Origin of the sequence: Bizionia gelidisalsuginis, from assembly GCF_008086185.1 — a bacterium.
GTDB lineage: Bacteria > Bacteroidota > Bacteroidia > Flavobacteriales > Flavobacteriaceae > Bizionia > Bizionia saleffrena.
The window spans coordinates 1-24898 of the sequence record NZ_VSKN01000001.1 but is presented as its reverse complement, the minus strand read 5'-3'; the positions used below and the strand labels follow the sequence as shown (position 1 = coordinate 24898).

At 34.6% G+C, this 24898-nt stretch carries 24 protein-coding genes; 19 read left to right on the top strand and 5 right to left on the bottom strand.

Annotated features, from left to right (window positions below; all coding sequences use genetic code 11):
- The first annotated feature begins 183 nt into the window (after positions 1-183).
- Positions 184-600 (top strand): arsenate reductase family protein, encoded by a 417-nt coding sequence (locus ES677_RS00120; protein ID WP_148368787.1) that lies wholly within the window; start codon positions 184-186, stop codon positions 598-600.
- A 76-nt stretch (positions 601-676) separates the two neighbouring features.
- Here the strand turns inward: ES677_RS00120 and ES677_RS00115 are convergent, their stop codons facing one another.
- The 3 genes from ES677_RS00115 to ES677_RS00105 are packed head-to-tail and all read right to left on the bottom strand — an operon-like array spanning position 677 to position 1565.
- Positions 677-880 (bottom strand): hypothetical protein, encoded by a 204-nt coding sequence (locus ES677_RS00115; protein WP_148368788.1) that lies wholly within the window; start codon positions 878-880, stop codon positions 677-679.
- Between the two features lies 1 nt (position 881).
- Positions 882-1229 (bottom strand): phage holin family protein, encoded by a 348-nt coding sequence (locus tag ES677_RS00110; protein WP_148368789.1) that lies wholly within the window; start codon positions 1227-1229, stop codon positions 882-884.
- Positions 1230-1232: 3 nt separating this feature from the next.
- Positions 1233-1565, bottom strand: a complete 333-nt coding sequence (locus ES677_RS00105) for a YtxH domain-containing protein (protein WP_148368790.1) — start codon at positions 1563-1565, stop codon at positions 1233-1235.
- Between the two features lie 200 nt (positions 1566-1765).
- On the opposite strand from ES677_RS00105, the gene ES677_RS00100 reads away from it, so the two are divergent.
- Positions 1766-3130, top strand: coding sequence for an NAD-dependent succinate-semialdehyde dehydrogenase (locus tag ES677_RS00100; RefSeq protein WP_148380083.1), 1365 nt, complete (start codon positions 1766-1768; stop codon positions 3128-3130).
- Between the two features lie 20 nt (positions 3131-3150).
- Entirely contained in the window at positions 3151-3303 is a 153-nt protein-coding gene (locus tag ES677_RS15225) for a hypothetical protein (protein WP_170234422.1), read from the top strand.
- A gap of 69 nt (positions 3304-3372) precedes the next feature.
- Here ES677_RS15225 and ES677_RS00095 read toward each other — a convergent pair whose 3' ends face one another.
- Positions 3373-3801, bottom strand: a complete 429-nt coding sequence (locus ES677_RS00095) for an FKBP-type peptidyl-prolyl cis-trans isomerase (protein WP_148368792.1) — start codon at positions 3799-3801, stop codon at positions 3373-3375.
- 665 nt (positions 3802-4466) lie between these two features.
- Positions 4467-5147, bottom strand: coding sequence for a Crp/Fnr family transcriptional regulator (locus ES677_RS00090; RefSeq protein WP_148380082.1), 681 nt, complete (start codon positions 5145-5147; stop codon positions 4467-4469).
- 137 nt (positions 5148-5284) lie between these two features.
- On the opposite strand from ES677_RS00090, the gene pckA reads away from it, so the two are divergent.
- From pckA to ES677_RS00005, 16 genes are all read left to right on the top strand, one after another.
- Entirely contained in the window at positions 5285-6889 is a 1605-nt protein-coding gene (gene pckA / locus ES677_RS00085) for a phosphoenolpyruvate carboxykinase (ATP) (RefSeq protein WP_148380081.1), read from the top strand.
- Positions 6890-7390: 501 nt separating this feature from the next.
- Complete coding sequence (locus ES677_RS00080; protein WP_246124295.1) at positions 7391-7765, top strand: glycine cleavage system protein H; 375 nt, start codon at positions 7391-7393, stop codon at positions 7763-7765.
- Positions 7762-8358, top strand: a complete 597-nt coding sequence (locus ES677_RS00075) for a class I SAM-dependent methyltransferase (RefSeq protein WP_148380080.1) — start codon at positions 7762-7764, stop codon at positions 8356-8358. Before ES677_RS00080 ends, ES677_RS00075 begins: the two co-directional genes overlap by 4 nt.
- Positions 8340-8600, top strand: coding sequence for a hypothetical protein (locus tag ES677_RS00070; protein ID WP_148380079.1), 261 nt, complete (start codon positions 8340-8342; stop codon positions 8598-8600). Before ES677_RS00075 ends, ES677_RS00070 begins: the two co-directional genes overlap by 19 nt.
- A 40-nt stretch (positions 8601-8640) precedes the next feature.
- Positions 8641-9882: an aminotransferase class I/II-fold pyridoxal phosphate-dependent enzyme gene (locus ES677_RS00065; RefSeq protein ID WP_148380078.1), complete on the top strand. Its 1242-nt coding sequence runs from the start codon at positions 8641-8643 to the stop codon at positions 9880-9882.
- Positions 9883-9906: 24 nt separating this feature from the next.
- Positions 9907-11154 (top strand): beta-ketoacyl-ACP synthase II, encoded by a 1248-nt coding sequence (gene fabF, locus ES677_RS00060; RefSeq protein WP_148380077.1) that lies wholly within the window; start codon positions 9907-9909, stop codon positions 11152-11154.
- Positions 11155-12091: 937 nt separating this feature from the next.
- Positions 12092-12799 (top strand): VIT1/CCC1 transporter family protein, encoded by a 708-nt coding sequence (locus ES677_RS00055; protein ID WP_148380076.1) that lies wholly within the window; start codon positions 12092-12094, stop codon positions 12797-12799.
- A gap of 603 nt (positions 12800-13402) precedes the next feature.
- Positions 13403-14071, top strand: a complete 669-nt coding sequence (locus tag ES677_RS00050) for a response regulator transcription factor (RefSeq protein WP_148380075.1) — start codon at positions 13403-13405, stop codon at positions 14069-14071.
- On the top strand, positions 14068-15441 hold the full coding sequence (locus ES677_RS00045) for a sensor histidine kinase (RefSeq protein ID WP_148380074.1): 1374 nt from the start codon (positions 14068-14070) through the stop codon (positions 15439-15441). Before ES677_RS00050 ends, ES677_RS00045 begins: the two co-directional genes overlap by 4 nt.
- Positions 15442-15522: 81 nt before the next feature.
- Positions 15523-15957: a thioredoxin family protein gene (locus ES677_RS00040; protein WP_148380073.1), complete on the top strand. Its 435-nt coding sequence runs from the start codon at positions 15523-15525 to the stop codon at positions 15955-15957.
- Positions 15947-16936: an FAD:protein FMN transferase gene (locus tag ES677_RS00035; RefSeq protein ID WP_246124293.1), complete on the top strand. Its 990-nt coding sequence runs from the start codon at positions 15947-15949 to the stop codon at positions 16934-16936. The genes ES677_RS00040 and ES677_RS00035 overlap by 11 nt, the downstream gene beginning before the upstream one ends.
- Entirely contained in the window at positions 16929-17141 is a 213-nt protein-coding gene (locus ES677_RS00030; protein WP_148368804.1) for a DUF4266 domain-containing protein, read from the top strand. Before ES677_RS00035 ends, ES677_RS00030 begins: the two co-directional genes overlap by 8 nt.
- Positions 17142-17150: 9 nt before the next feature.
- Positions 17151-18602, top strand: coding sequence for a DUF3570 domain-containing protein (locus ES677_RS00025; protein ID WP_148380072.1), 1452 nt, complete (start codon positions 17151-17153; stop codon positions 18600-18602).
- Positions 18603-18925: 323 nt separating this feature from the next.
- Positions 18926-23260 carry a CusA/CzcA family heavy metal efflux RND transporter gene (locus tag ES677_RS00020; protein ID WP_148380071.1) on the top strand — a complete coding sequence of 1445 codons (4335 nt, stop codon included), beginning with the start codon at positions 18926-18928 and terminating at the stop codon, positions 23258-23260.
- Between the two features lie 2 nt (positions 23261-23262).
- Complete coding sequence (locus tag ES677_RS00015) at positions 23263-24429, top strand: efflux RND transporter periplasmic adaptor subunit (RefSeq protein ID WP_148380070.1); 1167 nt, start codon at positions 23263-23265, stop codon at positions 24427-24429.
- Between the two features lie 227 nt (positions 24430-24656).
- The coding region (locus ES677_RS00005; protein ID WP_148380069.1) for an ISAon1 family transposase N-terminal region protein at positions 24657-24898 on the top strand (242 nt) is incomplete at its 3' end.

The window sequence follows — 24898 nt, the reverse complement described above, 5'->3', positions numbered from 1 at the left end:
TTTATAAAGCACAAAAGTAGGCTTTTTTAGTAGAAAATTAGCTTCTTAGTTATCAACAGTAACTATATTTATATAAAGGTTTATTATTTATCTGTATATTTACAAATCTTTAAAAACAAGGCAAATTAACGTCTTAAATTCTAAAATTCATTTAAGAAAAGGTTAAACAAATTTAATTATCCTATGGGAACAATTTCAACCAATAAAAATATGATTACTTTATTTTACAATTCTCAAACAGCTTTAGGTAAACAAACCTTACCGTATGTAACCGCGGCAGACAAAAAAGTACACGCCATAGATATTTCTAAGACTAAAGTTACGGGCACACAATGGGCGACTATTGCAGATAATCTAAATCTATCTATTGGTGACTTAATTAATAATGATCACCCTGATTTCACAAAAAACTACGACAAAACTTCGAGTTTTGACAGTGAGGATTGGATAAAAGTATTAAATAATAATCCTGACACCTTAAAATGCCCTATAATTATAGTGGACAAAACTTATTCTTTATTGAAGTCACCATCAGATTTTTTAAAACATATTGAATCTGATAGTGCTGGTATCGATGGCCAAAATCCTGAAGCACTTTAATTTATTTTTAAAAAATAGCATAAAAAATGGGCTGACACTTTTAAATATCAGCCCATTTAAATAATTTTAAAACTTGTTATCTTCTGAAAATCTTTTTTACAAACATCATTACGCCCACTTTACCTATTAATTTAAATCCAGTGCGCATCCATTCTGCTGGTTGCAAACTTTCTACAAATTCGCCTTTTGACACTTTAATTTCCTCTAGTGCAATGTTGCGTTCAAGCGTAAGTCTCTTTAAATCAAATTCTATATCATCTAATGTTTTGTATGTTTTCATATTACTCAAAGAATTTATCTGACAAGTTGCGAACAACTAGATTACTAATATGTTTTCTATATAAGTAACAAATTAATGCTCCTATAAAAAATAGCAACCCTACTATTACAAACCCTAACGCGTAATCTTCTAACATCGCACCTATAAAAAAAGCAAGGGCTATAGCCAAGAACGTTAAGCCTACAATACATAAGCCCGCTATAATTACAGCTTTAAATACTAAACTTATAGATATTGAAAGCTGTTGGAAAATCTTTAGTTTATAATACTCGTGAGAAGACTTTAAGTACTTCTCACCAGCACCTATAGCGTTATTTGATGTTTCATTTATGGAATCAAACACAGACATAAATTACGAAGTTTTCTGTAATTTCTTATTTTGCGCTTTCAATTCCTGTAATTTCGCTTCTAAAGTAGTAATGACATCGTCTGCCTTATAGCTAGCATTTTTTACAACGTATTCTAATTGACTTTCTAAATCTACTTTTGACGTTTGTAAAGTGCTCGCTACTTGATTTTTAATATCCATAGCACTGTGTGCTAATCTTTCTTTAGCGCTTAATGCTTCATCAGCTAAACGTTCTCTAGTTTTAATTCCTTTATCCGGTGCATATAAAACACCTAAAGTTGCGCCTATAGCAGCGCCTAAAATTAGACCTAATGCAGTACTTCCGTTATTATTCATAATGTGTTGGTTTTTATTGTTAAACTTGGTTTTTGTAATAACTTATAATCGTAATTACGTTCTAATCAAAGGTACAGTTTATAAGGTAAAAGTCTCTTAAAATTAACTTAAATGAATTACTAAACATTTGTTAAATCAACTATTAAAACACATTAATTCATTAAATTTTACAAGATTTATATAGAATTAAATAATAATTTATGAAAAACAAGATACAAACTACAAACCCCTATAATAATAAAGTTTTAGAAGAATATAATTTGCATTCTGAAAAAGAAGTTGCGAATTGCTTGGAAATAGCGACTAACTGTTTTAATACCTGGAAACACACCGCTATTTCCAAACGTACCTTATTATTAAACACGTTAGGAGATATATTAAACGAAAACAAAGAAAAATATAGCCGTTTAATGACCTTAGAAATGGGGAAACCAATTACTCAAAGTAGAGCCGAAATTGAAAAATGTATTTCCCTATGCGATTTTTATGAGGCTAATGCCGAAGAGTTTTTAGCAGACGAAATGATAGAAACGGAAGCCGAAGAAAGCTTTATAAGCTACGATCCTTTAGGAACAATTTTAGCAGTGATGCCCTGGAACTATCCATTTTGGCAGGTGTTGCGTTTTGCAATCCCCACAATAACAGCAGGTAACACAGCGCTTTTAAAACACGCCTCTAATGTTACAGGCTGCGCCATAGCCATACAAGAATTATTTGAAAAAGCAGGTTACCCAAAAGGCTGTTTTCAGACGCTTTTAGTAAACCACGAGACTATTGAATCGGTTATTGCGCATGAAAGTGTAAAAGCCGTGTCTTTAACAGGAAGTGAAAAGGCAGGAAAAAGTATTGCGCAAACAGCCGGAAAATACCTAAAAAAATGTGTTTTAGAATTAGGAGGCAATAATGCGTGCATAATTCTAGACGACGCCGACTTAGACAAATATATGGATACCATTGTAAATGCGAGAATGCAAAACACGGGGCAAAGTTGCATTGCCGCAAAGCGATTCATTGTCACCGAAGGTATACATAACGACTTCGTTAAGCGCTTTAAATCTAAAATTGAAGCATTGCACTATGACAACCCAATAAATGAAGCCACCACCATTGCTACACTAGCTCGAGAGGATTTAGCAGACGATTTACAAAGGCAAGTAGACGATGCCATTAGTAAAGGAGCTGAAGTGATAATTGGAAATACCAGAAATAAATCGTATTTTGAAGCAACCTTGTTAACCAATGCTAATCAAGAAATGGCGGTTTTTAAGGAAGAAACTTTTGGTCCAGTAGCGCCCATTTTTAAAGTTAGAAATTTGGATGAAGCTTTAGAACTTGCAGGAAATTCTAAATTTGGATTGGGAACAATGCTGTTTAGTGAAGATATTGAAACCGCGAGTAAAAAAGTTATAGATATCAACGACGGTGCGTTTTTTATAAACGAGTTAGTAAAATCGGATCCGCGATTACCATTTGGAGGTACAAAAACTTCTGGATATGGCAGGGAACTTTCGCAAGAAGGAATTCGCGAATTTATAAATACTAAAACTGTTTACATTAATAAGTAAAAAAACTAAAAACCTAAACTATGAGCCTAATCAAAAAAGGAAATAATAAAAGAAGAAATTATATTCTAAAAAAAGATAATAAGACGAAAGCGACCGTAGCTTTTATATTTATTGTGCTAATTTTATTAATCGTTGCCGTAGTAATTTCAGGATTCGTTTTTAAATGGTTTTAGAAACGTAACCCCATAAAAAAGCCGTTTATTTTGAAATAAACGGCTTTTTTTATGCGATATAATTCAGAATTATTTAATCTCTACTAATTCTAAATCGAACACTAAATCTTGACCTGCTAATGGGTGATTTCCATCTACTACGATGTGATCTTCATTAACCTCAGCAATTCTAAATTGGTGCTCTTTACCATCTTCACTTTTAGATACTAATCCTAAACCAACTTGTGGTTCCATATCTTGTGGTAATTGTGCTTTTTCAACTTTGTGAAATAATTCTTCTTGAACATCTCCGTAAGCTTCATTTACTGGAATTTCTACTGTTTTTTTATCGTTCACTTTCATATCGATAACAGCATTTTCAAAACCAGGAATTAACATACCTTCCCCTAAAGTAAACTCTAAAGGTTCGCGTTCTAAAGAACTGTCGAAAACTTGACCGTCATTTAATTTCCCTGTGTAATGTATTTTTACCGTATCTTTTTCTTTTACTTGACTCATAAAATGTTTTTAAAATTTAATAAATAGAGTACAAATCTATTATTTATATATTGAACATCAGTATAATATGCGACTTTTCGTTGTAAATTAAGAAAAACTTAACTTTATTTAAAATATTAAGTTAAAATATGGAATGGAATTCGCTAATAATCAGTTAAAACCTCCTTTATCGATACAGATTGGGTTCTAGTTTCACCCCTATTTATGCTCTCTACTTTAATCAGAAACCATTTATCATCCCTTTAAACTAAGTTATACTTTAAAATGGGACGCACTAAAACGTGTACTACATTTTTATTTAACTATTAAAAATAGTGTCTTTAATATGCTTGTAAAAATAAGCCACGGTGCTCTTTTATGATAAAGATTGATTACGCATTCCTTAATTTCTACTTCTATAATTAACCTGAGATGTAACTGACGCATACGATATACAATGGGAAACGGCTTTTGCCAGTATAACTGACTAAAATAATTCAGTTTCAATTATACGATAACCCTATTAGCCCGCTCATACCATTTACTGCAATAGCGTTACACAACGTATCCCTACGACTCACAAAAAAGGAATAAGCCTAGAATAGGTGGATTTTGGTTTACATAGAATTAAATACTCCCTTTTTCACTGGATAATATTAAAGAGTTCAGAAATTAAATCATTTTTATTAATAAAAATTCGCTACTTGAATGAGACGTTCAATCTTAAGTAATTCAATTTTGCGACCATCTGTAGAAATAAGTTTATCGTGTTTAAAATCATGAAGTACCCGCGCCAAAGTTTCAACTACTGTACCTGCCATATTTGCCAAATCAGAGCGAGAAAGCATAATATAAGTATTTGCCTTATCATCAACTTTATACTTATCATGTAAAATTAATAAATTAAGCGCTACCCGCTCCCTTACCGTACGTTGAGACAATACTGCCATAAGATTTGCCAAAACACTAAATTCGTGGCTTAAACTTTTTAAAAGCAACCGCGAAAAGGATGAAGAAGCTTTAAGTATCTCATTAAAATCCTTTATGGTTATAAATGAGATTACAGAGTTTTCTATCGCGACTGTTGTGTCTCCATAGCTGCTTTCACTTAAAACCGATGAATAACCAAAAAACTCTCCTGCATTATAGATATATATTATTTGTTCTCTCCCATCATTATCCATTTTATACTTTTTCACTTTGCCACTTTGCATATAAAATATACCAGAAGGCAAGGTGCTTTCCGTAAATATAGGTTGGTTTTTACGATACTTTTTATCAACCATAATATTTTCAAGAAATTCCCTATCACACGACGGCAATTCGTTTAATATATTTTGGCTATTGAATGTGAATTTCTTTATCATAATTGCGATTACAAAGCTACACTTTATTTAATTTTTAATCTAAAATTTGATTTAAATCAAGTTTTATCAATATTCCAATCAATTGCTATTGTCTTTTGGCATTGTAGATTTGCAGCAACAATTCAACTATCATTTCTATGAAAAAAATTGAACAATTAAATGCACTAGGAATTTATCCTACTAAGGACTATTTCTGGAATTTACCAGTTTCTAAACTAGTAGCACAGACACTCCAAAAGAAGCAAGGTGTATTAACAAGCACAGGTGCTTTAGCTTGCAACACTGGCGAATTTACAGGACGATCGCCAAAGGATAAATATATTGTAAAAGATAACATTACTGAAAACTCCGTTTGGTGGGGGGATGTAAATCATCCGTTTTCATCTGAGGATTTTGATAGGTTATATAAGCGCGTTACCACATTTCTATCTCAAAGAGAAATTTATATTAAAGACGTACAGGCCGGTAGTAAAAAAGAGTATCAATTAAATGTTCGTGTTATTACAGAAACGCCTTGGCAAAGTTTGTTTGCAAATAACCTTTTTTTAAGACCTTCAGAAAAAGAACTAGAAACTTTTGAACACGAATGGCTTATACTGGCCGCTCCTGAGTTTAAGGCAGACCCAGAAATAGATAACACCAGACAACAGAATTTTACAATTATTAATTTCAAGAAAAAGGTAATCCTTATTGGAGGTAGCGCCTACACGGGCGAAATTAAAAAAGGAATTTTTACCATTCTAAATTACATTTTACCCCACGACAAAAATGTATTATCAATGCATTGTTCCGCTAACATTGGTGAAGACGGAAATACAGCTGTCTTTTTTGGATTATCTGGAACAGGAAAAACGACGTTGTCTGCCGATCCGTCAAGAGCACTTATAGGTGATGACGAACATGGTTGGGATTCGGAAAACGTGTTTAATTTTGAAGGAGGCTGTTATGCAAAATGTGTTAATTTAAGCTACGAAAAAGAACCCCAAATATTTTCAGCAGTACGTTTTGGCACACTATTGGAAAATGTGCGTTTCTTTGAAGGTTCTGATATCGTTGATTATGACAATGTAGACCTCACAGAAAACACTAGAGCTGCTTATCCTACTCATTTCATAGATAACGCCATAACCCCATCAATAGGTGGTGCGCCAAAAAATATATTCTTTTTAACCTGCGATGCCTTTGGGGTATTGCCTCCTATTTCAAAATTAACTGTTGGACAAGCTATGTATCATTTCATTTCTGGGTATACGGCAAAAGTGGCGGGAACTGAAGCAGGAATTACAGAGCCTCAAACCACTTTTTCTGCCTGCTTTGGGGAACCTTTTTTACCGCTACACCCTACAAAATATGCCGAATTATTAGGACAAAAATTAAAAGGAGACACTATAAATGTTTGGCTTATAAATACAGGATGGTCTGGTGGTGCCTATGGTGTTGGAGAACGTATTAAATTACGCTATACTAGAGCGATGATTACTGCTGCTCTCGATGGGAAATTAGACAAAGTAGACTATTTAAAACACGCTGTTTTTGGCTTGCAAATGCCTTCAGAATGTGAAGGTGTTCCTTCCCATATATTAAATCCAAAAAACACATGGGACAACGCACAAAAGTATAATGAAACTGCTGACAAACTTGCGGCACAATTTAATGAAAACTTTAAAATCTATCACTCTTTTGCAAATGATGAAATCCGCTCTGGCGGCCCTAAAACCAATCCAAAACTTGAAAAAGCATAGTGCTTAATAGCAATTAATATCAGTGCTGTAATGAGCTCCCCTATTTGTGGTTTTAATCACAAAAAAAACCACAGGTAGGTAAGCACAATAATGGTGCTCGATTTTTTAGACTACTTTTTTAGACGTACCAATAGTCGTTGTGGTTGTGGTTGTACATATTTTAACTATAGAGATTTTATATACAAAAAACAGTCCTATTTTAATTTTCCGTAAAGCGAATTAAGAGACCTTATTTAGGTCACCATTAAAATCACCGGTAAAAAAGGGAATTGCAAACAATATCGTGACGACCGTTAAGACTGTAAATACGCCGATGTTCAAGAATGATAGATAAAATTAAAACCTAGTCTGGAATTAGTTAAGTAAGCACCTTACAGTGAAAGCTGGATAATTAAATTAAAAATAGAAACCACTACAGATTTATTAGATTTTTAATAAACGGTTACTTATGCACTATTAACTGGTTCTTAAACAACTATTCAAATAAAAACAAACCATATTATGCAGATTCCAAAAAACATCTATTACACAAAACAGCATTTATGGTTGCAACAAATAGGTCTGTATGATTTTTATGTTGGAATAACCGATTTTGGACAAAAAGAAATTGGTGAAATTGATTTGATTGAACTAAGCACTAATAAAGGAAGCCAACTAAAAAAAGGATCCGTTTGGGGCATCGTTTATGGAACCAATGACACTTTAAATTTAATTGCGCCATTTGATTGCAAAATTACAGAGAAAAACAGAGACATTCATAAGCATACATCCTATGTAAATACAGGACCCTACAAATACTGGTTTGCAATTTTAACGACTAAAACAGATACTGTTTCCTTATTGACGTTTCAGGATTATACTCAATTAACTCAATGATTTTTAAAAATCTAAAATCACATATTGACGTCGATGACCCTCTTTTTAACACACTGTATCCTTTGCGAGTTAAAAAGCTCTCCGACCGCCATTGGACCTCTGTTGAAGTCGCCAAATTGGCTGCCGAATATTTAGTCGATAAACCAAACTGCAAAGTTCTAGATATTGGTTCTGGGGCAGGAAAGTTTTGTTTAATAGGAGCTGCTTCAACAAAAGGTCTTTTTTATGGCGTTGAGCAACGAGAGGGACTTGTAAAGTTATCCCGAAGAATAGCAGAAAAAAATAAGATTAATACTACAGCATTCATTCACTCTAATATTACACAGATTTCCTTTTCTGATTACGATGCCTTCTATTTTTATAATCCATTTTATGAAAACATAGATAATTCTCATTTAATAGATAGTAAAATCGCTACGAGCAAAAAATTATATATCAAATATTCAGACTATGTACAAAATCAATTAAAAAAAACACCAATAGGCACTCGCTTAGTTACGTATTGGAGTACTTGGGAAGAAATTCCACTGGGTTTTGATTTAGAATTTACAGGCTATAATGGAAAACTAAATTTTTGGGAAAAGAAATTTTAATGGCTATGAATAAAAATTTAGACGTTATTAAAACACAAAAAGAATCACTCGTATTACGAGGTGTTGAAAAACTCAAAATTATTGGTTTTACCAATGTTACTATACCTACTATTTTGACCGATGAAATTTATCTTTTATATTTTTTAAGTTTTCTAAATAAGATATCTAATTCTAAAAACGAAGATGAAATTATTGCAATAAAAGAACTAAAAACACTGATTACCAAACGACTTGAAATTTAAAAAAGTTAACACCATTATAATTAATTTTTAAAGATAATCTATGAATATACTCGATAAACTACAAACACGCCTAGGCCCATTAGGTGAGCACGCACACTATGCTCATGGATATTACGCTTACCCAAGACTTGAAGGAGAAATTAGCAATAAAATGACTTTTAATGGAAAAGAAAAATTAGTCTGGAGTATAAATAACTACCTCGGATTGGCAAACCATCCTGAAGTTAGAGAAGCTGATAACGAAGGAACAGGACGTTATGGCTTGGCCTATCCTATGGGCGCCCGAATGATGAGCGGTAATACCAAACTTCACGAAAAATTTGAATCCGAAATTGCCGATTATGTTGGTAAAGAAGATGCGTTTCTATTAAACTATGGTTATCAAGGTATGGTCTCCATAATTGATTGCTTGGTGGACAGAAATGATATTATTGTATACGATGCCGAGTCGCACGCGTGTATTCTCGATGGGGCACGATTACATATGGGACAGCGTTTCGTTTTTAAACATAATGATATCGAAGATTGTGAAAAACAATTACAACGTGCCCAAAAAATAACCAAAAAAACAAAAGGTGCAATCTTATTAATTACTGAAGGAGTGTTTGGAATGCGAGGCGACCAAGGCAAGCTTAAAGAAATTGTTGCTTTAAAAGAAAATTATAGTTTTTCGTTATTGGTAGATGATGCGCACGGTATAGGCTGTATGGGTAAAACAGGTGCCGGTACAGGAGAAGAGCAAGGAATTCAAGATGGCATTGATTTTTACTTTGGCACCTTTGCAAAAGCATTTGCTGGGATAGGCGCATTCATTGCAAGTACCAAAGAAGCTATTATGTTTTTCAAATACAATATGCGGTCTCAAATATTCGCTAAATCACTACCTATGCCAATGGTTTTTGGAGCTTTAAAGCGACTTGAGTTAATGCAAACACAACCAGAATTAAGAGAGAAATTATGGCAAATCACAGACGCCTTACAAAATGGATTAATTAATGCAGGGTTCGATATAGGCGATACAAACTCACCTGTTACTCCGGTCTATTTAAATGGAACCATCGACGAAGCAACAGCATTGGTCCGTGATTTGCGAGAAAATCATCATATTTTTTGTTCTATGGTTGTGTATCCTGTGGTACCTAAAGGAATGATTATTTTAAGATTAATTCCAACGGCAGATCACACCTTGGAAGATGTGGATAGAACAATTACCGTTTTTAGTGAAATACAACTAAAACTTATAGATGGCCATTATAAAGAAGAAGTTGAGACAACAGTTTAAATAAATTATTAAAATAGAAGGAAGATGAGAAGAGTAGTAATAACAGGGTTAGGTGCTATAACTCCTATAGGAAATAACACAAAAGACTATTGGAATAATTTGCTTGACGGCGTATCGGGAGCTGATAAAATTTCGCGCTTTGATACTACACAATTTAAAACAGACTTTGCCTGCGAGATAAAAAATTATGATGCCTTAAATTATTTTGACAGAAAGGAAAGTCGGAAACTGGACAGATTTACTCAATATGGTCTTATCGCTGGCGATGAAGCGATTAAAGACGCAAATTTAAATTTTGACACCTTAGATACAGACAGAATCGGGGTTATATTTTCAAGCGGTATAGGCGGTTTTGAAACTATGGAAAAGGACATCATCGAATTTAGTAAGAATCAAAATAACCCAAGGTTCAATCCCTTTTTTATTACCAAGATAATTGCTAATAATGTGGCCGGTTATTTATCTATTAAACACGGCTTACGAGGGGTAAACACCTGCCCTGTTACTGCCTGCTCCTCTTCTACAACAGGTTTAATTCAAGCGTTTAATTATATTAAATGGGGAAAAGCAGATATCATTATTTCTGGTGGTTCTGAAGCGCCAATTAATCAGTCATCAGTGGGTGGATTCAACGCTATGAAAGCCCTATCGACTAACAATGAGAATTATAAAACGGCATCCAAACCCTTTGATAATTCCCGAGACGGTTTTGTGCTTGGTGAAGGTGCTGGTGCCTTAGTGGTGGAGAGCTTGGAAAGTGCACTAAAACGGAATGCTAAAATATATGCCGAAATTAGTGGTGGTGGTGAAACGGCCGATGCCTACCATATTACTAATACTCACCCTGAAGGAAAAGGGGCTTATCTCGCCATGAAAGAAGCCTTAAGGGAAGGTATCATTATGCCAAACCAAGTTAATTATATTAATGCACATGCGACCTCTACGGGCCCTGGAGATGTATCAGAATCCAAAGCCATTAAAAGACTATTTAATGACAATTTAAAAAACATTAGTATTAGTGGTACAAAATCTATGACCGGACATCTTTTGGGTGGTACTGGAGCGATTGAAGCGATAGCGACCTGTCTATCGGTACACACAAATTGGATTCCACCAACAATTAACACGACAGTAATTGATAAAGCAATTTCTTCAGATTTGGATATAACACTCGGTAAAAAAACATCTAAAACTGTTGATTACGCACTAAGTAATACTTTTGGGTTTGGAGGCCATTGTGCCGCTGTATTATTCAAAAAATATAAGGGATAATTAAATGGAGGAAGGCTTTAGATTTCATAGCCCTCCTCCTTTTTAAATTTCTTTCTTTTAGACCAAGAACACAACTACGGATACAATTAGTTCTCGCCATATTTACACCTCTTTTCTGTGTTGTAATGTGTTGCTTCTCAATTGTATGTTAATACGCTACCGGTTCTAATTTTCAATCCTGCTGCAATTAGAGCGCACGATTTTAGTTGCGGATCCTTTAATCTCTCTTAGATTTTTTTTCTTTTTTTTCTGCCTTTTTTTCTTTTGGAGTTTTAGCAGATTCTTTTTTTACGTTTTTCCTTGAGTCTTTACTTTTTGCCATAATAGTATCTATTTAAATATTAATTTACTTTTTTTATCTAAAACACCTTCTTTTTTAGATCACGTTATTGTTTCATAAAACTCAGACTCCTGAAATTTCCATTTCGTTGTATCTTGTTAAATACTTAATTACAGACTTAACAAGAGCCTATAGAGCGGTCTAGTACAACAAATTTTGTTTACATATTAACAACAAAAGGTGGTTTATCTACATATTAAGGATTGATTCAGCGCACGTGTATAGGCAGAATTTTTCAAGGCTAAAGTTAAAGCTTTTAGTGATAACCTGTCAAGAACCTTATTATAATATTTTGCTCCACATCCATCTTTTTTCAACAGATAAATTTAGTTAAAAATTAGCATTATCAAAATTTTCTTAAGCCTTTAAAGACTTTTAAGTAAGTTGTATAGCTAAAGCCAATTTTTTAACTAGTATTCGATAATTTAGGGTTTTAACATATGCGATACTATAAGAGAATTGATGCTGTAAGTTTTTTGTTAAGAATTTGGCCTTGACCACAGAAAATTAATAGTCCGAGCTACTATATGTGACATTAGTCACATTTTAACACTAACATCTATCGTATATTAGCGATAAGAAACAAGGAATTAAAAAATGTCAGAATTTGAAAATAATTATTTAGACAATCACTATATACACAGAAGTAATTGGTTAAGAGCGGCGGTACTTGGAGCAAATGACGGCATTCTATCAACAGCTAGTTTGGCTATTGGTGTTGCCGCCGCAAGCGATTTTAGAGCGCCTGTAATATTGGCTACGGTAGCAGGATTGGTTGCGGGAGCTTTATCAATGGCAGCAGGAGAATATGTTTCTGTGAGTTCTCAAACAGATATAGAACAAGCAGACATCGAGAGAGAAAAGAAGGAACTAGAAGAAATGCCCGAAATTGAATTACTACGGTTGGCGGAAATCTATGAAAAGAGAGGCCTAAAAAAAGAAACAGCATTAACAGTTGCTAAAGAATTAACAGAAAAAGATGCTTTAGCGGCGCACATTAGAGATGAGTTAGGAATTAACGAAATGAGTCAAGCCAAGCCAATTCAAGCCGCGTTTGCTTCTGGGGCAGCCTTTACCGTTGGAGGGCTGCTACCACTATTGGTAACCCTGTTTTTACCATTGGATACTATGGAATATTACCTCTACAGTTCTGCCCTTTTATTCTTAATTATTTTAGGGAGCTTAGCTGCTAAAACAGGAGGCTCTAATATTTTAAAAGCAGTTATTAGAATCACTTTCTGGGGAACTGTGGCAATGGGATTAACAGCATTGGCCGGCTATGCATTTGGCGTTAGTTTAACCTAGAAGACCACCATATAGAGTGTTAAAGAAGGTGCTTTATTAGCGAACTCAATAGGCTCGTATAAAACAAACACGCTAAAAGTGACTAGTATGGAAAAAAAGTATTGTAAATATATCGAATGACTCATTACACAATAGCGGTTTCATTTCTGCTATAATTTAATTGCATTTATTGTACTCTAAGACGTTGTTGTATGGACCGCAGAATTAACAAATTCAAAAGAAGTCATTTCTAGAATAGTGAGTGGATGGAAATAAGTATAGACATTTAAACTTATAGAATACTGGGCTAATATAATAGCTTTAACTTATTTTATTAAGCTTAGAATCATCCCAATCGTTGTACTTATTAACGGCATGAAACGCCTTTTTATTGGCTATTTGGTAGACGTTTTTCCTTTGACAAAATCTATAGTTAATCATTATTTTAAAGAATTACACTTTCCTAGAACGAAAGACTGATTTCTCAGGGTATAATTGAAAAATGAAACATAAAGAATGAATCACTTTATGGCGAAAACACACTGAGGCAAGGTTGGACTAATTTTAAGCCAATCTTAAGAAAACACAAATCTTAACTTAATTAAAAATTGTAATATTTGCACAATGAGGATCTTAATAGTAGAAGATGAACCCGGTATATTTAACTTCCTTAAACAAGGTCTGGAGGAAGAGTCCTATGCGGTGGATATTGCCGAAGATGGTAAAAAAGGTCTTCAATTAGCACTTTCTGGCGATTACGATTTATTGCTTTTGGATTGGATGTTACCCGGTATGAGCGGTATCGAAATATGTCGTCAGTTTAGAAAAGAGTTTAAAGACACCCCTATCATTTTTTTAACCGCAAAAGACACCGTTGATGAAACCGTATTCGGACTTCAATCTGGCGCAAACGATTATATTAAAAAACCTTTTAATTTTGAAGAACTGTTAGAACGCATTAAAGTGCAATTACGCCCAAAATCTGGAGAACATTCCGTTTTTAAGCTTGGAGACATAATACTAAATACCGCAACACATCAAGTTTTTAAATCGGAAGAAGAAATTAGCCTCACGCAAAAAGAATTTGCACTGTTAGAATACCTAATACGTAACAAGGGTATCGTTTGCCGAAGAACCCGAATCATAGAAAGCGTTTGGGACATTCACTTTGAATATAACACAGGGGTTATTGATGTATATATTAATGCGCTTCGTAAAAAATTAAAATTAGGAGAAAATGAAAACTATATACAAACCGTTCGCGGAATAGGCTATGTCGCCAAAGAAATATGAGTTTAACTTTTAGAAATAGAATTGCATTACATTATATGTTAGCCACTGCCATAATTATGGCTCTGGCATTTATAGTTGTTTATTTTGTCGTTCAGGGAACAGTATATCAAAACTTAGATACCGACCTATCTTATGAAGCTAAAAAACACACCGGAGAAATTAAAATTGTTGGAGATAGCGTACAAATAAAAAATAAAAAAGAGTGGGAAGAAAGAGAACATCGCGAAGTGCAGGTTAACCCTGTTTTTATTCAAATACTCAATAAAGACGGATTGTTTATGGACAAATCTCCAAATCTTAAAAAAGATGTTCTCATATTTAACCCACAACAAAGTTATGGTGGCCATTTCAATGAAACACTAAATAGTAGAGCTATTAGACAAGTACAGCTACCCATTAAAGAAAACGGAAAAGTTAAGGGATTTATAATGGCTGCAATGTCATTAGAATCCTCAAAAATGGTATTACTTAACTTAAGAAACGTTTTGGTTATTTCGTACTTATTTCTTTTAATGGGATTCTATTTTATTTCTAGATATCTAGCAGGTCGGGGTATTATACCAGTCAAAATTATAACCGAAACAACAAAAAGAATTACAAAAAATAATTTGAATGAAAGGGTGGTTTTACCCCAAAACAAAGACGAACTCTACGAATTATCTTCGGGTATTAACCAATTATTACAACGTATTGAAAACGCCATTGAGCGAGAACGACAATTTACCTCTGATGCGTCTCATGAATTACGCACACCTTTGGCTACCTTAAAAGGCACTTTAGAGGTGTTAATTAGAAAACCAAGAGACCTCTCAGAATATGAGGATAAAATTAAATTTAGCCTTACCGAAATAGATAGAATTACTGCGACTATAGAACAACTTTTAGTGCTGGCTAGGTTAGATACCAATGCAAAAACAACAGACCAATCACTAGTACCTTTATCTACCATAATAGACGATATTCTTTCAAGGCATAAAAAACGTATAGCAGAAAAAAAACTTGCAATACACTTTAATAATGGCGTTACTTTAGAAGCTGTTGTGCCCCAATATTATTCTAATTTAATTTTGGAGAACATCATTGGCAATGCTATAAAATATTCAAATAACGCGACTATAATAAAGATAGACATCCAACTGCTAAACTCAAAAGTTGTTTGTAAAATTCAAGATGAAGGCATAGGTATCAAAAAAGAGGATTTAAATAATTTGTTTCATCGTTTTTTTAGATCTGATGCACTAACCCATAAAAGTATTTCTGGTAACGGTTTAGGACTTTCTATAGCCAAAAAGGCTGCCGATGCTATACAGGCAGAAATTTATGTAGAAAGTGAACGCAACGTTGGAACCACTTTTTCAATTGCGTTTTAAGCGAATCTTAAGAATTTCTTTAGACAACTCTTAAAGGTTAAAATTACTTTTACAAAGTTAATAGCTATAAATTAAACTACTATGAAAAACATAATCATTATCTACACTTTGATGCTGTCGTCCATTGTCTGTGCCCAGAATTGGGAAACTAATTGGGAAAGTGCTTCGGCTAAAGCAGAAAAAAACAATCAAAACATAATTTTGGTGTTTTCGGGTTCCGATTGGTGTGCTCCTTGTATTAAATTAGATAAAGAGATATGGAGCACTAGTAAATTCCAAGAACTTTCAAAAGATTATTTTGTAATGCTTAAAGCGGACTTTCCTCGTAAAAGTAAAAATGCATTAGCCAAAGATCAACAAATTCAAAACAATAATTTAGCTGAAAAATATAACCAAAAGGGATACTTTCCATACGTGGTTGTTCTCAACTCGAAAGGTACAATTCTAGGAGATTTAGGTTACGAAATAACAACTCCAGAATTGTATTTTAAAAAACTGCAAACTTTTGAAAAATAGTCTCTTTATAATCGTCCTTGTAATAACGTCCCTAGCTATTGGTCAAGAAGTCGTTGTTAAACCGGTTACGCTTATGGGAAGTCGTTTTGACCTCACTGTTGTAGCTAAAGATTCAATACAATGTTATGAATATATCGATATAGCAGTAAACGAAATTTCTAGAATTGAAAAACTAATTTCTTCTTGGGATAAAAACTCCCAAACATCCAAAATTAATAGAAATGCAGGAATAAAACCTGTGGTTGTTGACGGTGAATTATTTGAACTTATAAAAAGAGCATTAAAAATCTCATTACTAACTAATGGCGCCTTTGACATTAGTTATGCTTCTATGGATAAAATTTGGTTTTTTGATGGTCGCATGAAAGAATTGCCTTCTGAAGAGGACATAAAAAAGTCTGTAGAAAAAGTAGGCTATCAAAATATAATCCTAGATGACGTTACACATTCAGTATTTTTAAAACTCGAAGGTATGAAAATTGGTTTCGGAGCTATTGGTAAAGGCTATGCAGCAGATAAAGCTAAAATATTATTACAAAGTATAGGAGTGAAATCGGGTATTATTAATGCTTCCGGCGACTTAAATACGTGGGGAAAACAACCTAATGGAAAAGATTGGATGGTCGCCATTATAAACCCCTTAAATAAAGAAAAAGTTTTTTCTTGGCTGCCTGTTTTAAATAGCGCGGTAGTAACTTCTGGTAACTACGAAAAATATGTAAGACTAAATAATACATTATACACACATATTATTGATCCTCGAACCGGATTTCCAGCGACAGGAATTTTAAGTGTAACACTTTTCGCTAAAACCGCAGAACTTGCGGATGCTTTAGCAACTTCCATTTTTGTAATGGGTGTCGATACCGGATTGGATTTTATTAACCAATTAAATGGTGTAGAATGTATCATCGTTGATAATAACAGCCAAATTATCACCTCGAAAAACATAGAATTAAACCCCGTTAAAAATGATTAAAAAAACAATAATGTTAATCGGTATTGTAACCACTTTAACGTCTTGTGTTGTAGTTAAAGAATACGAAAAAATAAATATCAATGATCCAGATATGATTTTATCACAAAGAAAAATAGACAGGTTTGAAACCAACTTTCACGTTTATAGAGAAGGTGCGTCTGGCGCCAATGGCGGAAAATCTGGTGGTGGATGTGGGTGTAATTAAATAATAAAAATGAAATTGAAAAAAATAATCCTCATTACTGTTCTCTTAATCTTCGGAAAAATAACGGCGCAACAAGATTCGACAAAAGTCTATAAAAAACGGGTCTTAGAAACCACCGAAATAGATTTTTTAACCAGTTATTATGTTCAAGATGGTAATAATGCTTCTGTAACGGGCGGTATCGGTAAGGAATATTTAACCGACTTCACCCCCACTATTGTTGTGAGTATTCCTTTGAATGCCGACGATGTTTTAACCATAGATGCCGGAATTTCTACGTATACTTCTGCATCCTCCAGTAATGGAAATCCGTTTGATGTTACTGGTGCTTCAGCTAATGATGATGATGATGATGATGATGATGATGATAAAATGGCAATCGTACCCAAAGATGTCATTGGAAGCCCTTGGGTTGCATCTTCAGGTGCTTCAAGCCAAGATACTTGGGGAAGTGTAAGTATAGATTATTCGCATAGCTCTGATAACAGAAACACCATTTGGAACGTGGATGCATCTTTTGCCACCGAATACGATTATTCATCCATAGGCTTTGGTGGTGGTGTAACCCAACTGTTTAATGAAAAAAACACATCGGTGGGCGTAAGTGCAAAAGTGTATTTAGATGCTTGGCGACCTATTTATCCTACCGAATTAAAAGCCTTTACTGATACCAACGGTAATTTGAACGATGGCTTTTTTAAGGGCGTTACTATTTTAGACCAAAATGGAATTGCTAGTAGCAACTGGCACCCCATAGACGGCTTTGGTTTGATTAAAGATAAATCTCGAAACTCCTATTCTGCATCCTTCAGTTTTTCACAAATAGTAAGCAAAAATGCGCAACTATCCCTATTTATAGACATGGTTAAACAACAAGGTTGGTTAGCCAATCCTTTACAGCGCGTCTATTTTGGCGATGTACCTAATTACTATATTGGTAACTCTGCAAGCATACCCAATTACTCCTCACCAAATAATAAGGACGTGTTTCAATTAGCAGATGATATTGAAAGACTTCCCGATAGCAGATTTAAAATTCCTATGGGAGTACGTTTTAACTATTTTATCAATGAAAACATTGCCTTACGAACTTATTACCGCTATTATTTTGATGATTGGGGCATAACTGCTCATACTGCAAATTTGGAAGTACCCATTAAATTATATGATAAATTTACACTTTACCCTTCTTTACGGTATTACAATCAGACACAAGCAGATTATTTTGCACCCTTTGAGCAGAATGTATCGACGAGTACGTATTATACTTCAGATTATGATTTATCGAAATTCAGCGCTATTCAATATGGCTTTGGAATAAGCTATACCGATATTTTTACAAAACTGCATATTTCAAGATTTGGATTAAAAAATATAGACTTAAAATATGCCAATTATAAACGAAATACGGGTTTAAAAGCCAATATTATCTCTTTTGGAATGAAATTTATATTAAAATAACTCAGGGCTCATTTTAAGGACCAACAGACTTGTTTAAAGATATTATGTTTTTTAACTTAAAGTGGCTTTACGCTATTAATACCTATCTTAAAACTATCTTTAGTAATTGCTCAAAAGGTTTAGAATACCGAATTGCAAAATAAGATTTTACATTTTTTTTAAATGGACACCTTACTTTTTCGACATAATTTTATAGAAATTTAAATTTTATTTCGGCTACTCAAAGAACAATCTATTTTAAGCGAATCTTAAGAAACCGTTTAGAAGCCTCTTAGATACTTTAAATATTTTTGTTATATTCTATTCCATAAACCAACAGAAAAATGTTAGAACGTATTATCCAGTATAGTATCCATCACAAACTTATTGTACTTTTATTTACCGCAGGTATCATTGGATTTGGCTTATATTCTCTCTTAAATATCCCTATTGGTGCAGTTCCAGATGTCACAAATAACCAGGTACAGGTCATTACTACTTCTAGAAATTTAGCCACTGAAGATGTTGAGAAATTTTTAACATATCCAGTAGAATTAGAGATGGCGAATTTACCGGGCGTTAAAGAAATTCGTTCGATATCAAAGTTCGGACTCTCCGTAGTTACCGTAGTTTTCGATGATGATATGGGTACCTACCTACCGCGCCAACTTATCGCCGAGAAAATTAAAAGTGCAGAGGAAAAAATCCCAGCAGGTTTTGGTAAGCCCTTTATGGGCCCTGTCTCCACCGGTTTGGGTGAAATTTATCAATATATAATCGATGTTGATGCAGAACACAAAACACAATATTCGCTATCTGATGTGCGTACCATTCAAGATTGGGTGGTAAAACGCCAACTTTCTGGTATTCCGGGAGTGGTAGAAGTTAATACTTGGGGAGGCCACTTAAAAACCTATGAAGTTGCAATTAATCCAGAACAACTTCGCGCTATCGACGTTTCCATATTTGAAGTATTTAGCGCTTTGGAAAAAAATAATAGCGTTGCTGGAGGTGGCTATATAGAAAAAGCAAATGAAAGCTATTTTATAAGAGGTGAAGGTCTTATCAGTTCTATTCAAGACATTGAAGATATTGTAGTAACCACTAAAGGAATCGTTCCAGTCTATGTTAGAGATATTGCTTCAGTAGGCTTTGGACACGCCAACCGGTTTGGTGCGATAACAGGAAATGGCGAAGGAGAAAAAGTATTGGGGCAGGTTATGATGCTTAAAGATGCCAACTCTAATGCGGTTATTGAAGCTGTAAAGCAACGCGTCGCCGAAATACAATCCTCATTGCCTCCCGGAGTTTCTATCAATCCTTTTTTAGAGCGAAGTGAGCTTATCGCCAAAACCACTTTTACCATAGTCGAAAACCTAATTTTAGGCTGTTTAATTGTCATCTTTGTAGTAGTACTACTTTTGGGTAATCTACGGTCTGGATTGGTAGTGGCCTCCGTTATTCCCTTATGTTTGCTATTTGCTCTTTCCCTAATGTACATCTTTGGTGTAGACGCTAATTTGATGAGTCTTGGAGCTATCGATTTTGGTATAATTATCGACGGAGCGGTGATTATTGTGGAATTTATAGCCTTCAAAATCACAAGTCAACGAAGTACTTTATTGGCACTTCCAAAAAATGAAAGACAAGATTTAATTGATAAAATCACCTATCAAGGGGCGACTAAAATGATGAACTCTGCCGTATTCGGACAATTAATCATTATTATCGTTTTTATCCCTATTCTTTCTTTGGTAAACGTAGAAGGTAAAATGTTCCGCCCAATGGCTTTAGTTTTCTGTTTTGCCCTTATTGGTGCTATGGTACTCTGTTTTACTTACATACCCGTAATGGCCTCTCTATTTATTAAACCAACCAATACCGAGAAAAGAACCATTTCTGCCAGATTAATGGGTTTTCTAGAACGAAAATACGAGCCTACCATTTCATGGGCATTACGTAAAAAGAGATTGGTTTTGGGTATGGCAATAGCCCTTTTGGTGTTTACCGGATTTCTATTTACGCGAATGGGAGGCGAATTCGTACCAACTTTAGACGAGGGAGACTTTGTTATTCAACCCGTTTTAAAGACCGGAACATCGTTGAGCAAAACTATTGAAGCCACAACTCGTATGGAGAAAATATTGAAAAAATTTCCAGAGGTTGAACAAGTGGTTAGTAGGATTGGTGCTGCTGAAGTACCTACCGATCCAATGTCTATGGAAGAAAGTGATGTTATCATCAAATTGAAGCCAAAAAGCGAATGGGAATCTGCCGAAACGAAAGACGAATTAGCCGATAAATTTAAAGAAGCCTTATCGGAAATTGCAGGCGTAGATTTCGAATTTACGCAGCCTATCGAAATGCGCTTCAACGAGTTAATTACGGGTGTACGTGCCGATTTAGCTATTAAAGTTTTTGGCGAAAATTTAGACATACTCTACACTAAAGCCTTAGAAATAGAAACAGCAATCCAAAACGTAGAAGGTGCTGCCGATATTTCAGTTGAAAAAACAGCTGGGTTGCCCCAAATGTCTGTAAAATATGACCGAAGAAAAATTGCCAAATACGGGTTAAACATTTCAGACTTAAACAAGGTCGTCACTATGGGTTTTGCAGGAATGACGGCCGGAACAGTTTTCGAAGGAGAAAAACAATTTGATTTAGTTATTCGTTACGATGCAGCCCATAGAAGGGATATTGAAAATTTAGAAACAGCATCGGTGTCTCTTCCTAATGGATCTAAGTTGCCACTAAGCGAATTCGCTAAAATAAGTTATACGAAAGGCCCCGCAAAAATTTCGCGCGACGATACAAAACGACGAATAGTGGTTGGTGTAAACGTTCGTAACCGAGATTTGGAATCGGTAGTAAAAGATGTGCAAACCATTATTGAAAGGGATGTTAAGCTACCAAGTGGATATTCTATAAGCTATGGCGGCCAATTTGAAAATCTGCGTACAGCAACGGCAAGATTAAAAATAGCAGTTCCTATTGCATTAATTCTTATTTTTATACTACTTTACTTTGCTTTCGATTCCATAAAGGAAGCCTTAATGATTTATAGTGCCATTCCTCTATCTGCAATCGGTGGTGTGCTTTTACTCTATATGCGCGATTTACCTTTTAGTATTTCGGCGGGTGTTGGCTTTATTGCTCTTTTTGGAATTGCCGTATTAAACGGTATTGTTCTTATTGAAGAATTTAAAGAACTCAAATCCAAAGGTATAAGCAACATTAATGAGCGAATTATAAGGGGTACAAAAAACAGATTACGACCTGTGCTGTTAACCGCATCGGCGGCCGCTTTAGGATTTTTACCAATGGCTATTTCAAATTCTGCTGGCGCAGAAGTACAAAGACCTTTAGCCACCGTTGTTGTGGGCGGATTAATTAGCGCTACGGTACTTACTCTATTAGTATTGCCTATTTTATATGCTATGTTCGATAGAAAAGGAGACCATCCTAAAGTGAAGACCAAAGTAAACCTAATGGCATTAAGTATTATTACGATACTGTTATTACCAATTTTAGGAAGTGCCCAAGAAAACCCAATAAATGCGGAACAAGCCGTGCAGATTGCTATTGAGAACAATAATGCCTTTAAGGCTTCGGCTAAAAGAATAGAGCAATCAGAACATTTAGTAGGAAGTGCTTTAAACATAGATAAAACCCAAGTATATTATAGTACTGACGACAATAATATTGCGGAAAACGGGCTTCCATTAAACGTTATCGGGATTAGCCAGTCCTTACAATTTCCAACAATTTATAGTGCGCAACGTAAAGTAGAAAGACAAAGAGTTGATTTATCCATGCAACAGCACCATTTAAATAAAAGGGCCTTGACCAAAGAAGTATATAAAGCCTATTACAATGTGGTTTACTATAACAGCGTTGTCGAGCAATACACTTTTTTAGACAGTCTTTACGGCCAGTTTTCTAGAGCCGCCAATAAACGATATGATGTGGGCGAAACTAATTTATTAGAAAAACTTACGGCAGAGGCAAAACAAAAAGAAATATCCGTTTCCTTAGCACAAAAAAAAGAAGGTGTAACTAAAGCATTTACGCTGCTCCATCAATGGCTGCAAACAGATTCATTGGTTACCGTAGAACAGAAAAAATTACCTAAACTAGAATTACAACAAACAAATTTAAAAAACCATCCTGGAATACTTTATTACGATTCCGCTGAAAAACTAAGTAAGTATTCTCTCTCTTTGGAAAGGCAACGATTGCTTCCCGATTTACATATCTCAGTCTTTCAGGGTACCAATAATGGTGAGAATGCAAAGCGATATAATGGGTTTCAAGCGGGTGTGTCGATTCCGCTATGGTTCGGGGCGAATAAGGCGAAAATAAACGCAGCGAAAATAGAGACTATGATAATGGCGGATGAATCTGAAAATTACAAAATACAGCTAGAATCGAAATATCAGGGCCTGTTATCCGATTTAAATAAATTTCAAGAAGCGGTAGATTATTACGACATAACAGGAGGCAAACTTGCTATAGAATTAACTAAAAGTGCATCGAAATCTTTTCAAAACGGCGAGATAGATTTTTTGCAGTATGTACAGCTTTTAGAAAGCGCTAAAAACATTCAAATTACTTATTTACAGAATCTTAATGACTATAACGCGACCGTTCTAGAATTAAACTATTTAACCAATTAACAATGAAAAACATAATCCACATTTTCACCTATCTTATAAGTTCAATAGGTCTCCTTTTGCTGCTAACACTAACGCTGACTTCCTGCAATTCAGAAGAAAAACAAGAAAAAGGCACGGCCGATATAGCGATAGAGAATAAAAATAAAGAAGTCATTACCATTACCGAAACTCAATTTAAATCTGGCGAAATGGAACTGGGTAAAATAGCGATGCAAACCTTTAATACCGTCGTTAGGGCCAACGGTGTGTTTGCCGTGCCTCCACAGAATCAAGCAGACGTTAGCGCACATTTTGCAGGCTACGTTAATGATATTAAACTACTTCCCGGACAAATCGTTAAAAAAGGCCAAGTACTGTTTACCATTGAAAATCCAGAATATGTCCAGGCACAGCAAGACTTCTTGGAAGCTAAAGGACGTTTAAGCTATTTGAAATCTGATTATGAGCGCCAAAAAGAGTTATTGGCCGATAATGTGACTTCAAAAAAGAATTTTTTAAAAGCGGAATCAGAATACACGGTCACTTTGGCACAATACCAATCTCTTAAAAAGATGTTGAGCCTTATGAATATTAATGCTAACACCCTTACAGGCGATAATATTAGGGCGTTAATTACCGTAAGATCGCCATTATCGGGCTATGCAACAACTGTAAACGCAAGTAAAGGAATGTATCTAAACCCATCGGATATTGCGGTAACGGTTACCAATACAGACGACCTTCACATAAATTTGAAGATTTTTGAAAAAGACCTGCCTTTGGTTAAAAAAGGTCAGCAAATTAATGTGAGATTGCAAAACGATCTAGTCAGTACATATAAGGGTATTGTGCATCTAGTTAACAAGTCTATAAATGCTAAAAATAGAACGGTAGACGTGCATGGCGATTTAGTCAATAAAGAAGAAGTAAAGCTATTTGCCCCTGGAATGTATATTGAAGCCGAAATTCTGACCACATCAGCAGAATATGCTGCTTTACCTTCTGAAGCAGTAGCCAATATTGATAACGACTTTTTTGTTCTTGTAAAAAAAGGAAACACAAATTATAAAAGAGTGTTGGTCAAAATAGGGGCAACAAATAACGGGTTCACCCAAATACTTAATGCTTCCGATTTTAAACCAAATACGGAGTTTTTAACAAACGGAGCATTTAACTTAATAACAGAATAAATAAACTTATATTTTGCTTAAACACTACATTTAAGAATGATCCATCTTTTAACGCAAAAATTAAAGCCTTCAGAACACAATTTAGAGGTGTCAAAAATATAGAATTTTTCCTTTTTAGATTGACTACTATTTTTGTTTAAACACAACATTTAGGAATGATCCCAGAATTCCGGATCAAACGTAAAACTTGGGGAGAAACTTTATCTTTGACAAAAACAGATTAAATCTTGGATATAAAATTAGCACAGTATTTGTTACCGGAAGGCGTTATGGATTATTTTGAAATTGTAGACCATAAATCATCAGAAGGTAAGGTTCATTTTTACCTAGAAGAAAAGAACGTGCTGCCCAAGGAGTACCAATCAGAATTAGCGCAATCCAAAGGCTTCTTGCCTGAGATAACCGTTGAAGATTTCCCTTTAAGAGGCAAATCGGTACTGCTCCATATAAAGCGTAGACGATGGACTCT